Source organism: Actinomyces bouchesdurhonensis (genome assembly GCF_963540955.1).
In the GTDB taxonomy this organism is placed as follows: domain Bacteria; phylum Actinomycetota; class Actinomycetes; order Actinomycetales; family Actinomycetaceae; genus Pauljensenia; species Pauljensenia bouchesdurhonensis.
On sequence record NZ_CAUTSL010000059.1, the window covers coordinates 1 to 14,086 of the forward strand.

A 14,086-nucleotide genomic window follows, 5' to 3' on the forward strand; every position below is an offset into this window, starting at 1 on the left:
TTGCACCATTAGACGCATCGCTACGGCGTGTCGCCGGCGTGTCGCACCCCTAATGCTGCAATTCCCCACACACCACCCCAGCCACGACCCCGACCGCCACCAGCGACGGTCTGCCGGGCCACACCCGGTCGCCTGCCCGCTCAGCCACCGCTCTCCGGGCCACACCCCGCCGCCCAACGGGGGGTTTTGCACCATTAGACGCATCGCTACGGCGTGTCGCCGGCGTGTCGCACCCCTAATGGTGCAATTCCCCCCATTTGCCCGCGCCAACCGCCACCTCGCCCGCCACCAGCGACGGATCACCGGCCCACGCCCCGCCGCGAACGCCGGCAACAACGCGTCTGGCCACAGCCCACCCGGCCGCCTCGCCAGCTGCACCCGGCAACAACGCACCCGGCGCGCGCGGCCCACCCTCCTGGCCACGCCCGGTCGCCTGCCCGCCCGGCCACCGCCCGCCGGGCCACACCCCGCCGCCCAACGGGGGGTTTTGCACCATTAGACGCATCGCTACGGCGTGTCGTCGGCGTGTCGCAGCCCTAATGCTGCAATTCCCCCCCATTTGCCCGGGCAGGAACGACTGCCACACCATCGTCGGCGCCGCCCTCACCCCAGGCACACGCATCAAACGCAACACCACCCCAGCCACGGCCCCACGGGGCCGCCTCGCCAGCTGCACCGGGCCACGCCCGGTCGCCTGCCCGCCCGGCCACCGCTCACCGAGCCACACCCCGCCGCCCAACGGGGGGTTTTGCACCATTAGACGCATCGCTACGGCGTGTCGCCGGCGTGTCGCACCCCTAATGGTGCAATTCCCCCCACACACCACCCCAGCCACGGCCCCGACCGCCACCAGCGACGGCCAACCCGGCCACGGCCTCGGACCAGCCAGTCGCCCGCCACCACCGGCGGAAACTTCGTGCACCACCAACTATTCAGACAAAGAGAAATCAAACCAAATCACTTCGTTCAAACTGTTACAAACTAATGTTTAACGCACTAGAATTCACACATGAGCCCAGAAGATGGGGGCATCGGAGCCCCCTACATCCTAGGAATTGTTGAACGTGCAATTATTCGAGTCCCTCGCTCGAGTCATCACGGCCTCACGAGGGTACCGACGGCAGTGAAAATTGCGGGCAGGACCTACCTTGACCTGGCGAAGCTGCGAAACATTGGTGTCGAACAACTACCAGAGGTCGTGCTCGCCGCACGCATGTATCACCTCGCGCACACGCACCGAGCACTCGTCACTACCGGACAATGCGCGCTGTGGGCGCACGGCTATGTCAGCGATCCCGCGCTTCCGCCGATCACGGTTGCCGCGTCATCCGCTTACCACCCCATCGTGCTGCCCGCAGTAACAATCGGCACTCACACCTTCGCTCCGATGAGGGTAATGCCCCAGCATTCCTGTCGCCTCCCCGAGGCCATCAACGCAGGCGGACTCCTCATTGAGAGCCTTGAGTCCGCACAGATTACTGCCGCCCGCACGTCACGCAACCGTCGCGCCGCGTTCACACAAATGTGCATGAACGCCCACGCCTGCACACGCTTCGACAACTTCCACATGAAAGCGTCACGAGACAACGAGGAGGCCTGGAAGTTCTTTCTTGAGCAAGAGCTGAAACAGCTGGGCAACCGGGCGCGGGGCCGCTCGCAGGCGCAGTGGATCATCACCCACGCGGATGCCGGATGCGCCTCCCCCGGCGAGGCGCGGCTACTCTACGAGCTGTGCGCTGCTGGACTCACCGGCGCCCGCACGCAAGTCGAGGTGTGGACCCATGGGCACCGCTACTTCATCGATTGCGCTTTCCTGGCTGAGCGCGTCGGCATCGAGTTCGACGGGCGCGCAAAATACGGAGACGACCCGGGCAGCATTCACGCATCACTCGCCCGCGAGCGCGAGCGGCAGCGCCACCTCGAAGCGGAGGGATGGCACATCATCCGTGTCAGCTGGCACGACCTCGACCATCCAGCTCGGCTCATCGCCCAGATTCGCGCTGCGCTCGCCGCTCGAGTCGGATGAACCCACGGCTCACCAGCGACGGCCCACCCGGCGCGCGCGGCCCACCCGGCTGCCAGCGACGGGCCACACCCAGCTACAACGCGCCCCTACCAACCGCAACCTCGCCCGCCGGGCCACACCCGGTCGCCTGCCCGCACCCCGCCGCCCAACGGGGGGTTTTGCACCATTAGACGCATCGCTACGGCGTGTCGCCGGCGTGTTGCACCCCTAATGGTGCAATTCCCCCCATTTGCCCACGCCAACCACGGCCCCGACCGCCACCGGCGACGGCCCGCCGGGCACATCGCCAGCTACACCCGGCAACAACGCACCCGGCGCGCGCGGCCCACCCGGCTGCCAGCGACGGCCCGCCGCCCAACGGGGGGTTTTGCACCATTAGACGCATCGCTACGGCGTGTCGCCGGCGTGTCGCACCCCTAATGGCGCAATTCCCCCCATTTGCCCACGCCAACCACGGCCCACCGGGGCCGCCTCGCCAGCTACACCCGGCAACAACGCACCCTGTGCCCCCGGACCCACCAGCGACGGCCCGCCGGGCGTGCCCACCCGCCCCGCCACCACCGCCCCACCGGCCCACGCCCGGCCAACCAACAAGGGCACGCACCCCTACACTGGTGGCATGCACGATCCGACGCTGTCCACGATGGAGCACCGCGACCTCGTTGAGGCTCTGGCGCTCAGCCATGTCCTCCCGCATGAAACGCTGCCCGCTGAGGAGTGCCTGGGGCGCCGGTTGGCTGTCGACCTCCACTCGTTGATCCCGCTGCCGCCGTTCACGAATTCGGCGATGGATGGTTTTGCGCTGCGCCGTGATGACCTGGAGGGCGATGGCCCGTGGATGCTGCCGGTTGTGGCTGACATTCCGGCGGGCGACACTCGCGAGCACTTCCTTCAGGCTGGCCAAGCGATGCGCATTATGACGGGTGCCCCCCTCCCCGAGGGCGCGGACACGGTCGTGAAGGTCGAGCACACGGATCATGCGCCCGGCGTCGCACAGGCCCCCGACATGGTGCAGGTCCGCGTGGCCCCGAAGCTCGGCGCGAATGTGCGTGTCGCGGGCGAGGCCCTCGAGGCGGGTTCCCCGGTCCTCGAGGCGGGCCGCCTCCTGGATGGGGCGGCCCTGGCGGCGGCGATTTCGGTGGGGCATGGGACGTTGACGGTCCTGCCGCGCCCCCGCGTGATCGTGGTGTCGACGGGCACGGAGCTGAGGCGCGCTGGCGAGGAGCTGGGGCGGGGGCAGATCCCGGACTCGAACGGGGTTCTGCTGCGTGGCCTGGTGGAGGAGGCGGGCGGGCGGGTTGTCGCTCACCTACGCACGGGGGACACGCCGGAGGAGCTGCGCCGCGCGCTGGACGGGGCTCCCGACGCCGACCTGGTGATCACGGCCGGCGGTATTTCGGCGGGCGCTTTCGAGGTGGTGCGCCTGACTTTGGGGACGGATGCGGGTTTCCATCATGTCGCTCAGCAGCCGGGCGGCCCTCAGGGTGTGGGGTCGACGCCGGTGGGTGGCCGCGGGCGTGAGACTCCGGTCATTTGTCTGCCGGGCAACCCGGTGTCGGTTTTTACGACGTTTCACATGTATGTGGCGGGCGCGCTGGCGGTTATGTCGGGTCTGGTTGTGCCCGAGCGCGGCGCGACCGTTCCGAGCGCTGTCATTGCGCGGGCGCGGGTGGGGTGGGAGTCGCCGGAGGGTAAGACTCAGTTCATTCCGCTTCGTTTCGTCGACGAGGCCGGGGCGCGTTCGTCGGTCGCCGGGTTGGGGGGCGGCGAGGCCGTCGTGCCCGAGGCCGGGGTCCGCTGGGTGGAGCCGGTGCACCCGTTGGGGTCGAGGTCGCATCTGGTGGCGTCGTTGGCGCGGGCGCAGGGCATTGGCGTGGTGGCGCCGGAACGTGGCGCGGTCGAGGCTGGCGAGGAGCTGGCCGTCGTGGCGCTGGTGGGCTGACGCGGCACGTCGCCCGGCACAGGGGCCCCTCGCCCCGCACTCAGAAGCAATTCCGAGGTCCAGGACCCGACGCCGAGGATTCCTCACCTGCGACCCGTTGTTCGCGGGTGTCGCCATCATGAAAGGTAATGAAAGGTAATCAGTGAAGTTTACGCATTTGAATGAGGAGGGCGCCGCCTACATGGTGGATGTGACGGCGAAGAGCCCGACGGTTCGCCAGGCGAGCGCCGTGTGTCGTGTGGATTGTTCGCCGGAGGTTATGCGGGCGTTGCGCGACGGTACGGTCCCGAAGGGGGACGTGCTGGCGGTTGCTCGCGTTGCGGGCATTGCGGCGGCGAAGCGTGTACCGGAGTTGTTGCCCCTCGCGCACACGATTGGCGTGCACGGTTGCGCGGTGGATCTGAGCCTGGAGGCAGATCACGTGGCGATCAGCGCGACGGTGCGCACGGCGGATCGGACGGGCGTGGAGATGGAGGCGTTGACGGCGGTGACGGTGGCGGCGTTGGCGATTGTCGACATGGTGAAGGGCGTGGATCGCTCGGCCCGTATCACCGAGGCGAAGATCGTCGCGAAGTCGGGTGGCCGCAGCGGCGACTGGGTGCGCCCGGAGGACTGATCGCAGGGCTTTCACCGACGAGGCGGCGCTCACCGACGAGGCTTGGGCCGCCCGGGGCGCTCGCGCTCGCCGGGCGCTCGCCGGGCGCTCGCCGGGCGGTCACCGGGCGCTCGCCTCGCGTGAGGGGCGTGCTTACGCGCGCGAACCCCTGCACGCAGACTCGTTCACGCACATTCGCGCCCGCGCGAACATTCGCACAGGAGGGTTGCGCTCACGGGCGCGGGCGCCCGGCTTCTAGGGCGCGTGTCGGTACTGGCCTCGCACACACTCGCACCTGCGCGCGGCAGGGTTGCGCTTAGGCGCGCGGGTGGTCGCCGCTGGCGAGCTGGTCGATGATGTGGGCGGTGAGGGGGCCGATGACGGCGACGGTGTCGGTGACGCCGCCGCGCGAGCCGGGGGCGTTGACGACGAGGGCGCCCTCGGGCGATCGTGCGGTGACGCCGACGAGGCCTCGTGAGAGAGCGGCTGATGCAACCTTTTCCTCGCCGCGGCGTCGGATTGCGTCGGCGAGGCCGTCGATGCGGGTGACGAGGAGAGGCTCGGTGGCCTCGGGGGTGACGTCGCGTGGGGTGAGGCCGGTGCCGCCGGTTGTGAACACGAGGCGGGCACCGGTGCCGATGGCGGCCTGAATGGCGGAGCGGATGGCTCCGATGTCGTCGGGGACGACCACTACGGATGCGTGGATCCCGTGGTCGGCGAGGAGGCGTGCGGCAAGGGGGCCGGAGAGGTCTTCGGTTGTGCCTGCGAAGCACCGGTCGGAGACGGTGATGACGCGTGCGGGGATCATGTTAGTGGCGTGCGTTTCCGCGGCGGCGGGAGGATCGACGTACGCGGATCCCGGAGGTTACGGGGTCGACGTCGCTGAATTGGCGCGGTGAGAGTTCGTAGTCGACGCGGCGTGCGGTGTCGGGTTCGAAGGCTTGTGGGAGCGGGCGTTGTGGGCGCGCGGTGGTGCGCTGTTGGGCGCGTTGGGGGAAGACGGGCGGCGCGGGCACGGGCGTGGAGGGTTGTTCGTTGGCTTGTGGCGTGGAGGCGGGTGGTTGCGTGGCGGTGTCGTGTGGGGGTTGCGTGGCGGGGCGTTTGGGCTGGGCGGGGGTGTAGAGTCCGGGGGGTACTGTCGCGGTGGGGCGTACGTGTACTGGGCGGATTTGGGGGACGGATTTGGTGATGGGGCCGCGCGTGGTGTTGGGGGAGACGGCGGGCATGATGGGGGCGGCGCTGCGGTAGGGCGGCTGCGAGGCGGGTGTGTCGGTGATGACGGGGATGGGGGTGATTGTTTGGCCGACGGGGATGTCGGCGGGGTTGTCGCCGTTGCCGGAGACGCGTTCGGCGAAGGGGCGGCCGGCGCGGCGTGGGAGGGGTGTGGCGGTGGTGGCCTGGTGGTCTGCGTGGGGGGTGGGGGGTGCGGGGATGGGAAGGTTGTCTGGGTGGGGGTACGAGGCTTGGGCTTGTTCGGGGGTTTGTGTTTGCGGGGCGGGTACGGGCGCGGGTAGGTCGGCGGGTTCGTGGATGGGTGCGGCGACGACGGGCATTTCGTCGGCGTCGCGGCATCCGAGGAAGAAGGAGCGCAGCTGCATGGCTGCTTCTTGGGCGAGGACGCCGCCGATGACTTCGGTGGGGTGGGGTATGCGGGTGTCGCGTAGGACGTCTCGCATGGAGCCGGCGGCGCCGGCCTTGGGGTCCCAGGCGCCGAAGACGACGCGGTCGATGCGAGAGGCGAGGATTGCTCCTGCGCACATTGTGCATGGTTCGAGGGTGACGACGAGCGTGCAGCCACTGAGGCGCCAGGTTCCCAGGGCGCGGGAGGCTTCGCGCAGGGCAACGATTTCGGCGTGACCTGTGGGGTCGTGGTCGGCCTCGCGGCAGTTCCACCCTCGACCGATGATGTGTCCGTCGGCGTCTACGACGACGGCTCCAACGGGGACGTCTCCCGTTTCGCGGGCGCGGTTAGCCAGGAATAGGGCTTTGCCCATGGCCTCGCGGTACTGCTCATTCGCTGTCACCCCTCTAGCTTACCGGCCAAACCAGCATTGAGGTAACTGAAGCACATGAATATATGTGAGGCTCGTGTGACGTATGAGTTTGTCAGTTGTTCGCACACCAATGTGCGTCACCGGCGCCACCTTCCGGCGCCTTCGAGGAGCCGCGTCCCATCCTCGTTTCTTGGCGGCTCTAGGCACCGGGGTGCGCGTGCCCACACGGACGATGTAGCCTATAACCATGCGCCTCCACGTAGCTAATCACCCCCTGATCGCCCACAAACTTTCCGTCCTGCGCGATCGTAATACGCCATCGGCGACGTTCCGTCGGCTCGTTGATGAGCTGGTCACTCTGCTCGCTTACGAGGCGACCCGCGAGGTCGCTGTGTCCGAGACCCCAATCGAGACCCCCGTCGCTCCGACCGTCGGACTCACGCTCTCCGAGCCACGTCCAATCGTTGTGCCGGTCCTGCGCGCCGGCCTGGGCATGCTCGAGGGCATGACTCGGCTGCTGCCCACCGCCGAGGTCGGTTTCTTGGGCATGCGCCGTGACGACGACACCCTCGAGATCGAGACCTACGCGAACCGCCTGCCCGATGACCTGTCGGGCCGCCAGTGCTTCGTGCTGGACCCCATGCTGGCCACTGGCCACACGATGGTTGCTGCAACGAACTATCTGTTCGAGCGCGGCGCGAAGGACGTGACCTGCGTGTGTATCCTGGCCGCACCGGAGGGTGTCTCCACCCTCGAGGCTGCGATCGGGGAGCGCGCTGATGTGAACGTTGTCGTTGCCGCCGTGGATGAGTGTCTCAATGAGAGGTCGTACATTGTGCCCGGCCTGGGCGATGCTGGTGACCGCTTGTACGGCATCGTCGACTGATCGCCGTTCGCGCGTTCCACTGTCGGGGCGCGGGCGCGACTAACTGTCGCTTCTGGGCGGGGTGGGGGTTGAAGTTCCCACCCCGCCCAGTGGTGTCGCGAGCACCGCCATCCCGGATAGATCGAATTGGCTATTTTTAGACATGATCGCAGACGACACCGATCTATGACCTTTGCCACGATGTCCGCTAGGTCCTCGATAATTCAACGCACACATCCCATCCTTGAAACATGGCACTGATTCAGACCAATCCCAAGCGCCGCAAGTACGGCGTCGCAGCACTCGTAGGTGTCCTCGGAGGCATCGTCTCCGCGATCGTCAAGTTCGGATGGGAGGTGCCGCTGCCTCCGCGCACGCCCGAGCGCAACGCGACGAACCCGCCGCAGCAGCTGCTCCAACAGCTGGGCGTCCCGGAAAACATCACCCACCTCACCTACACGTTCAACGGCAACAGCGATCGCCCCTACGTGTCTTTCATCGTCCACTTCGCGTTCTCGATCGCTTTCGCGATCATCTACTGCGTGCTCGCCGAACGCTTCCCACAGATCAAACTCTGGCAGGGCGCCGCCTTCGGCATTGTCGTCTACGTGGCCTTCCACGTCATCCTCATGCCACTCATGGGTACGGTCCCGGCGCCCTGGCACCAGCCCTTCGCCGAACACTTCTCCGAGTTCTTCGGTCACATCATCTGGCTGTGGGTCATCGAAGTCTTCCGTCGCGACCTGCGCAACCGCATCACACACGAACCCGACGCCGAGTTCCCACTCGAAGCGCGCACCAACTGACAACACCAACGCCGACAAACACACGGGTGGGCCCCGGAACCCATGGTTCCGGGGCCCACCCCAATCAGCTATCCGCTCAAGCCCGCGCGCCTCACTGCAGCCATCGGCGAGATCACCCGCCGCGCGTGCACGCCCGGCGCGCCCAGGCCTCGTTCTCAGAACGCCGGGATGACCGAACCGTCCGACCAGGTCTGCTCAATGTACTGCTTGACCTGATCGGAGTGCAGGAGCTGTTCAAGCTTCGCAATGGCCTCAGCCTTATCCGAACCGTTCTTCCACACCAGGACGTTCACGGCAGGGTTGTCCACGGGTGACTCGACGACGAGGGCGTCGCTGCTCAGGCTCAGACCACCCTCCTGCGCGAAGTTACCGTTGATGACGGCGTAGTCGAAGTCCTCGAGCGAGCGCACAAGCTGCGGCCCATCAACCTCATTGAAGGTGAAGTTCTTCAGCTTCGTGACAGTGTTGATGTTGACGTCGCCCTCACCCTCGGGGATGGACACGAGGCCCTGGGTGGCCAGCAGGCGCAGCGCGCGCTCCTGGTTGGAGGTATCAGAGATAATACCGATCGTGCCGCCGTCGGGCAGCTCATCCAGGGACTGGTGCTTCTGCGAGAAGACGCCGAGAGGCTCCAAGTGAATGCCCGCGCCAGCCTCAAAGTCGTAGCCAGCCTGCTTTTCCGCGTTCTCCAAGTAGGGGACGGTCTGGTAGAAGTTCGCGTCGAGCTCACCATCGTCGAGCGCCGCGTTCGGCTGGACGTAGTCGGTGTACTCGACGACCTTAATCTTGATGCCGGCATCCGCAGCCAAGTTGTCGTTCACGTAGTTCAGGATCTTCGCGTGGGGCGAGGGGGTCGCGCCCACGGTCAGGGTCACGACGTCGGAGGAGGTGGACCCAGAGCCGCCGCAGGCCGTCAGACCCAGGGAGGCGACGGCTGCCAGGGCGAGGGCCGCGAAGGAGCGATGACGCATGATGCTTCTCTTTTCTGTGTTCTTCAATGGGATGGGACGAGGCCTGGGCGGCCTCGGATGGACGAGATGGAGTGAGCGCTGTTTCAGCGCGCGCGGTGATCGAGTCTGCGCGACACGAAGTCGCCGATCAGCTGGATGACCTGGACGATGACGATGATCGCGATGACCGTGGAGATCATGACGTCGTCCTGCCAGCGGTTGTAGCCGTAGTTGATGGCCATCTGACCCAGGCCGCCGCCGCCGACGGCGCCCGCCATCGCGGAGTAGCCGATGAGCGTAATCGCCAGCGTCGTGATCGACTGGACGAGGGCGGGCAACGCCTCGCGGATGAGGACACCCCAGCGGATCTGCCGGTTGGAAGCGCCCATCATCTGGGCGGCCTCGACCTTTCCGGGGTCGACGGCCAGGAGGTTCGTCTCCACGAGTCGCGCGAAGAAAGGCGCGGAGAGGATGACGAGGGGCACAACGGTTGCCAGGGAACCCGTGGACTTGCCGACGATCATTTTGGTGACCGGAATCAGCATGATGATGCCGATGATAAAGGGCAGGGAACGCACGATATTGACGACGAAGGAGAGGGCCTGATACACGCCCTTGTTGGGGGTGAGGCCGCCCTTGCCGGTCTGGACCAGGAGGAGGCCCAGCAGCGTTCCGATGACGACCGCGAAAACCGTGGACAGTCCCGTCATCATGAGGGTCTCGAAGATCGCGGGGACGAACTTCTGTGTGAGGGCAGGGTTGTCCAGCCACGTGGGGTCACCCTTGCCCGTGGGGGCGAGTACACTGACGGCACTCGCTGCAGCGAGGTAGGCGGTGGTCATTGGTCCCTCACTTCCGCGTGAACGTCATTCTTACGCAGCTGTTCGATGATCTTGTCAGCGTGGTAGGCAGGCACAGTCAGAGCCAGTCGACCAACCTGCACACTCCCGAGGGATTCGAAGGTTCCCGCAGTGATGTCCGCGCCCATGGACGACGCCAAGCGCAACACGGTCGCGCCCGTGGGCACGCCCGGGTGAGATGTGAAAACGACGTCCAGGAGGACAACACCCGGGTCGACCGCGTCTGACCCGTGCGAGCGCTGGTGGGAGGGCAGAGCCGGGACCGTCTCGACGACGGGCATGGGGACCAGCTCGCGGGCGAGAGGCGTGGCCGGGTCGGCGACGACTTCTTCAAGGGTTCCGGTCTGCAGGACCTTGCCGTGACCGAGGAGTGTCACGAAGTCACAGATCTCGCGGACGACAGACATCTCATGGGTGATGATGACGACGGTAACACCCGAGACGTCACGGACGCGGCGCAGCAGCGACAAAATCTGCGCAGTGGACTCGGTGTCGAGGGCACTCGTGGGCTCATCACACAGAAGGACGCCAGGGTTGTCAGCCAGGGCTCGGGCAATACCCACGCGCTGGCGCTGACCACCGGAAAGCTGGGAAGGATAGGAGTCCCCGCGTCCGGCCAGGCCGACGAGTTCCAGCAGTTCATCGACGCGGGCGCGACGCTTGTTCGCGGGGACGCCCGCCAGCTTGAGCGGGTAGCCAATATTGTCGGCGGCTGTGCGCGCGTCGAGAAGGTTCGCAGCCTGGAAAACCATGCCGATGTGGCGGCGCGCGGCCCTCAACTGTGAGCCGGACAGGGTCGACAGGTCGAGACCGTCGACGACAATACTGCCCTCAGTGGGTTTCTCGAGGGCCGTCAGACATCGGATGAGGGTGGACTTACCTGCGCCGGATCGACCGACGATGCCGTGAATGGATCCGCGGTCAACGTGCAGGTTCACCCCATCGAGTGCGACCACTTGGCCGCCGTTTTTCACGGGGTAAACCTTGGACACCCCGGTGAGGTCAATCATGAGCTTCTCCGTTACTGGGCCGTTCGGCCCGCACAATCAGCATATGGGGGCGGCGCGCGGGCGCGCGCGGCATGCTGTTACAAAACACCGTATCGTGGCTAAACCCTCACTGAACTGCCCGTCGACCCTGCGCCCCCGGCCCCGGCCCTCCCCCTTCATCCCGGCCTCGCCCCCGGCCTCGTCCCTTCCTCCCCAAAAGTCGCACGTAATTTGGGTACCCTAACTTTTCTTAGGGCCTGAGAAAACGTTGCAATTCCAACGATCACAATTCAAATCATGAAACAACTGCGAGGGAATTACGTGCGACATTTTTGGGTAAGGATAAACGCGGGTCTGTGCGTACATCCAGCCTCGCCCCCAAAAGTCGCACGTAATTTGGGTACCCTAACTTTTCTTAGGGCCTGAGAAAACGTTGCAATTCCAACGATTACAATTCAAATCATGAAATAACTGCGAGGGAATTACGTGCGACATTTTTAGGTAAAGATCGCGCAGGCCTGCGCTCAGAGAACAAGCAGAGCAAGGTAACAAGCAAAGCCATATGACAAGCAGAACCCGGAACACCCCGACGGCACTCACGCCACGGCGATGCCCACGACCGCCGCACCCCAGGACACCGCCCACGTACCCAGCGCGAGAGCCAGCGAGCGCCCCCGGAACCCCGCCCAGAGGGCGACCGCGTCCACGAGAGCCGTCGAGAACGTCGTGAAACCGCCCAGGAACCCCGTCGACACGATCGGCATGATACTTACGGACCCCAGCTGCGTCACCACCCCAGCCAGGAAACAGCCGATCACGTTGACCACCAGGATGCCGAGCTTCGCAGCAGCCGGGTCACCCCACGAGTCCAGCGCGCGCTGCACCCCCCGATCCAGCCAGAAGCGGGCACACGCGCCCACGCCGCCAGCCAGGGCCACAACCAGGAAAGTCCCTCCCGTCATGCTCGCTCCCCCTCATCATTCACGGAAGTCACGCAGTCCGCTGAGACCGCAGACGGGCCGCACAGCCACTCCCCCACGCGCATCCCCACCCAGGCGCAGGCCCCACCCAGAGCAAGGAGACCCAGAGACTGAGCCACGGCCTCGGCGATTCCGTTGAGCGACACGTAGCCCACCGACGCGACGATGTACGTCCCATACGTCGTGAACGCGCCCGCAAAACCCGTGCCGACCAGTAGTTTCAGGGTCTTCAACGACACCGGATCCCCCACGCCACGCGCGAGGCAACCCGCCACCCACGCGGACAGCGCACCCAGCAGGAACGCGCCCACCACATTGACAGTCAACGTCGACCACGACAAGAAAAGGCCGTGCACAGGAGACGCCTTCGCGACCTCATCCAAGCCGGCGCGCGCCGCCGTCCCCACGACGCCTCCCACGAAGACCGCCAACCAGTCAGGCACCCGAAAACTCACCATGACTCCCACTCTACGCCCACGCCGGGACCAGGCCGATGCCAACAACACTGGAGCGGCCAACAAAAACAGGGCACGCACGAGCCACTCCTCCGCTCCTCCCCCACCACTCGAGGACGCAACTAAGCCACCATGCCCCGCCGCGCGCGCAGCCGCCCACGCAGGGCAGGCGGCGCGGCGAGCGCGCCACGGCCTCGTACACTGGGCGCATGACGAATACCGGACGATTCGCGCCCTCCCCCACGGGCGACTTCCACCTGGGTAACCTGCGCACCGCGATCCTCGCGTGGGCGTGGGCGCGCACGACCGGGCGGCGTTTCGTCCTGCGCATCGAGGACATCGACCGGGAGCGCGCCGGGTCCGCCCAGCGCCAGATCGAGGACCTGGAAGCGATCGGCGTGGATTGGGACGGCGAGCCTCTCATCCAGACCGCGCGGGCCGACGCGCACGAGGAGGCGCTGGCGTCGCTGGCCGCGCGAGGTTTCATCTTCGAGTGCTACTGCACGCGCCGCGACATCCGCGAAGCCGCGTCCGCGCCACACGTGCCGCCCGGCCACTACCCGGGGACCTGCCTGGCGCTCAGTGAGTCGGAGCGCGACGCGAAGCGCGCGTCTTTGGCTGCCCTGGGGCGCGCCCCCGCGCTGCGCCTGGCTGCACCCAGCCCCGAGTGGACCGTGTGCGACGAGCTCCACGGCTCCTACACCGGGCCCGTCGACCACTTCGTTGTGCGCCGCGCGGACGGGGTGCCCGCCTACAACCTGGCGGCGGTCGTCGACGACGCCTACCAGGGGGTCGACCAGGTCGTGCGCGGATTCGACCTGCTCTCGCAGGCGCCCGCGCAGGCTCAGCTCGCACACCTGCTCGGCGCGCCAGAGCCGACGTACGCGCACGTGCCGCTCGCTCTCGCGCCGTCCGGTGCGCGCCTGGCCAAGCGCGACGGTGCCGTCACCCTCTCCGATTTACGAGGCCTGGGCTGGTCCACCGGGGACGTCGTGGCGTTTATCGGATCGTCCCTGGGCGTGCCCGGGGCGCGTTGCGCCTCCGACATCGCGGATGCGCTGGGGATTTCAGGACTGCGTTCCTTGTCGACCAAGCCGTGGGTGGTGACGCCGCCGAGCGCGTGAGGCGTCGGACTCGTCTGGCCTCGCCGGCGCCTCGGTGGGCGCTCGTGGCATCTTCAACGCCACGAGGACAAGGAATCCTTTCTCACCCTCCCCAACGTCCCGCGTCATCGCGAAGCGCAGGTAGACGGCCCCGAGGCTCGAACGCACGCGATCCCGATAGGATCCGAAAATCCGGATAGGTAAATAACCTATCCACATGCGCATAACCCATCCAGATAGGCGCAGCCTATCCGCGTAGCGCCCGGACCGAGGGCGCCGGACGGTGCGTAACACTGGGAGGTAACACTGGGAGAAGGGTGGGATGCACTCAGCAGCTGCCGCTGGGACTGGTCAAGGCCATGAAACAGAGTTAAAGGACAAAACTTGTTGGTTGGAGTTCGGTCCCTGGCATTGTCAGGGGAGGGGTCGGTGGCGCTGGCGCGGGCGCGCCGCCGATGGGAGTTGACTCCATTGGGAGGGTTCCACCTGATCGGGAGCATTCAACCCGTTAGGGAGGATTG

13 protein-coding genes are annotated in these 14,086 nt (G+C 66.5%); 6 read left to right on the forward strand and 7 right to left on the reverse strand.

The features are described 5' to 3' along the window. Positions 1 to 1,009 precede the first annotated feature (1,009 nt). The 3 genes from RYL44_RS08785 (at position 1,010) to moaC (ending at position 4,584) form a co-directional block, all read left to right on the forward strand. Positions 1,010 to 2,026, forward strand: a complete 1,017-nt coding sequence (locus RYL44_RS08785) for an endonuclease domain-containing protein (protein WP_314975742.1) — start codon at positions 1,010 to 1,012, stop codon at positions 2,024 to 2,026. Positions 2,027 to 2,645: 619 nt separating this feature from the next. Then, positions 2,646 to 3,968: a molybdopterin molybdotransferase MoeA gene (locus tag RYL44_RS08790; RefSeq protein WP_314975743.1), complete on the forward strand. Its 1,323-nt coding sequence runs from the start codon at positions 2,646 to 2,648 to the stop codon at positions 3,966 to 3,968. A 142-nt stretch (positions 3,969 to 4,110) separates the two neighbouring features. Beyond that, on the forward strand, positions 4,111 to 4,584 hold the full coding sequence (moaC, locus tag RYL44_RS08795) for a cyclic pyranopterin monophosphate synthase MoaC (RefSeq protein WP_314975744.1): 474 nt from the start codon (positions 4,111 to 4,113) through the stop codon (positions 4,582 to 4,584). Positions 4,585 to 4,879: 295 nt separating this feature from the next. Here the strand turns inward: moaC and RYL44_RS08800 are convergent, their stop codons facing one another. Together RYL44_RS08800 and tadA are read right to left on the reverse strand one after the other, a co-directional pair. Continuing rightward, positions 4,880 to 5,371 carry a MogA/MoaB family molybdenum cofactor biosynthesis protein gene (locus tag RYL44_RS08800; RefSeq protein WP_314975745.1) on the reverse strand — a complete coding sequence of 164 codons (492 nt, stop codon included), beginning with the start codon at positions 5,369 to 5,371 and terminating at the stop codon, positions 4,880 to 4,882. A 1-nt stretch (position 5,372) separates the two neighbouring features. Further along, on the reverse strand, positions 5,373 to 6,587 hold the full coding sequence (tadA, locus tag RYL44_RS08805; protein ID WP_314805757.1) for a tRNA adenosine(34) deaminase TadA: 1,215 nt from the start codon (positions 6,585 to 6,587) through the stop codon (positions 5,373 to 5,375). Positions 6,588 to 6,804: 217 nt separating this feature from the next. Here tadA and upp point away from each other — a divergent pair, with 217 nt between their 5' ends. Further along, entirely contained in the window at positions 6,805 to 7,443 is a 639-nt protein-coding gene (upp, locus tag RYL44_RS08810; protein WP_073983674.1) for a uracil phosphoribosyltransferase, read from the forward strand. 230 nt (positions 7,444 to 7,673) lie between these two features. Then, positions 7,674 to 8,228 (forward strand): YagU family protein, encoded by a 555-nt coding sequence (locus tag RYL44_RS08815; protein WP_276739951.1) that lies wholly within the window; start codon positions 7,674 to 7,676, stop codon positions 8,226 to 8,228. 155 nt (positions 8,229 to 8,383) lie between these two features. Here the strand turns inward: RYL44_RS08815 and RYL44_RS08820 are convergent, their stop codons facing one another. The 5 genes from RYL44_RS08820 to RYL44_RS08840 form a co-directional block, all read right to left on the reverse strand. Beyond that, a complete protein-coding gene (locus RYL44_RS08820; protein WP_276739948.1) occupies positions 8,384 to 9,199 on the reverse strand; it encodes a MetQ/NlpA family ABC transporter substrate-binding protein in 816 nt (271 codons plus the stop codon). Between the two features lie 83 nt (positions 9,200 to 9,282). Beyond that, positions 9,283 to 10,020 (reverse strand): methionine ABC transporter permease, encoded by a 738-nt coding sequence (locus tag RYL44_RS08825; protein WP_073983894.1) that lies wholly within the window; start codon positions 10,018 to 10,020, stop codon positions 9,283 to 9,285. Next, entirely contained in the window at positions 10,017 to 11,048 is a 1,032-nt protein-coding gene (locus tag RYL44_RS08830; protein ID WP_314770349.1) for a methionine ABC transporter ATP-binding protein, read from the reverse strand. Before RYL44_RS08830 ends, RYL44_RS08825 begins: the two co-directional genes overlap by 4 nt. 575 nt (positions 11,049 to 11,623) lie before the next feature. Then, positions 11,624 to 11,989 (reverse strand): fluoride efflux transporter FluC, encoded by a 366-nt coding sequence (locus tag RYL44_RS08835; protein WP_314975746.1) that lies wholly within the window; start codon positions 11,987 to 11,989, stop codon positions 11,624 to 11,626. Beyond that, entirely contained in the window at positions 11,986 to 12,465 is a 480-nt protein-coding gene (locus tag RYL44_RS08840; protein WP_276739937.1) for a fluoride efflux transporter FluC, read from the reverse strand. The genes RYL44_RS08835 and RYL44_RS08840 overlap by 4 nt, the downstream gene beginning before the upstream one ends. A gap of 206 nt (positions 12,466 to 12,671) precedes the next feature. On the opposite strand from RYL44_RS08840, the gene gluQRS reads away from it, so the two are divergent. Beyond that, on the forward strand, positions 12,672 to 13,586 hold the full coding sequence (gluQRS, locus tag RYL44_RS08845) for a tRNA glutamyl-Q(34) synthetase GluQRS (RefSeq protein ID WP_314975747.1): 915 nt from the start codon (positions 12,672 to 12,674) through the stop codon (positions 13,584 to 13,586). Positions 13,587 to 14,086 lie beyond the last annotated feature (500 nt).

Coding starts and splice junctions, on each gene's coding strand:
- RYL44_RS08785 (WP_314975742.1), top strand. CDS start 1,010: ATGAGCCCAGAAGATGGGGGCATCGGAGCCCCCTACATCCTAGGAATT.
- RYL44_RS08790 (WP_314975743.1), top strand. CDS start 2,646: ATGCACGATCCGACGCTGTCCACGATGGAGCACCGCGACCTCGTTGAG.
- RYL44_RS08800 (WP_314975745.1), bottom strand. CDS start 5,371: ATGATCCCCGCACGCGTCATCACCGTCTCCGACCGGTGCTTCGCAGGC.
- upp (WP_073983674.1), top strand. CDS start 6,805: ATGCGCCTCCACGTAGCTAATCACCCCCTGATCGCCCACAAACTTTCC.
- RYL44_RS08815 (WP_276739951.1), top strand. CDS start 7,674: ATGGCACTGATTCAGACCAATCCCAAGCGCCGCAAGTACGGCGTCGCA.
- RYL44_RS08820 (WP_276739948.1), bottom strand. CDS start 9,199: ATGCGTCATCGCTCCTTCGCGGCCCTCGCCCTGGCAGCCGTCGCCTCC.
- RYL44_RS08825 (WP_073983894.1), bottom strand. CDS start 10,020: ATGACCACCGCCTACCTCGCTGCAGCGAGTGCCGTCAGTGTACTCGCC.
- RYL44_RS08830 (WP_314770349.1), bottom strand. CDS start 11,048: ATGATTGACCTCACCGGGGTGTCCAAGGTTTACCCCGTGAAAAACGGC.
- RYL44_RS08835 (WP_314975746.1), bottom strand. CDS start 11,989: ATGACGGGAGGGACTTTCCTGGTTGTGGCCCTGGCTGGCGGCGTGGGC.
- RYL44_RS08840 (WP_276739937.1), bottom strand. CDS start 12,465: ATGGTGAGTTTTCGGGTGCCTGACTGGTTGGCGGTCTTCGTGGGAGGC.
- gluQRS (WP_314975747.1), top strand. CDS start 12,672: ATGACGAATACCGGACGATTCGCGCCCTCCCCCACGGGCGACTTCCAC.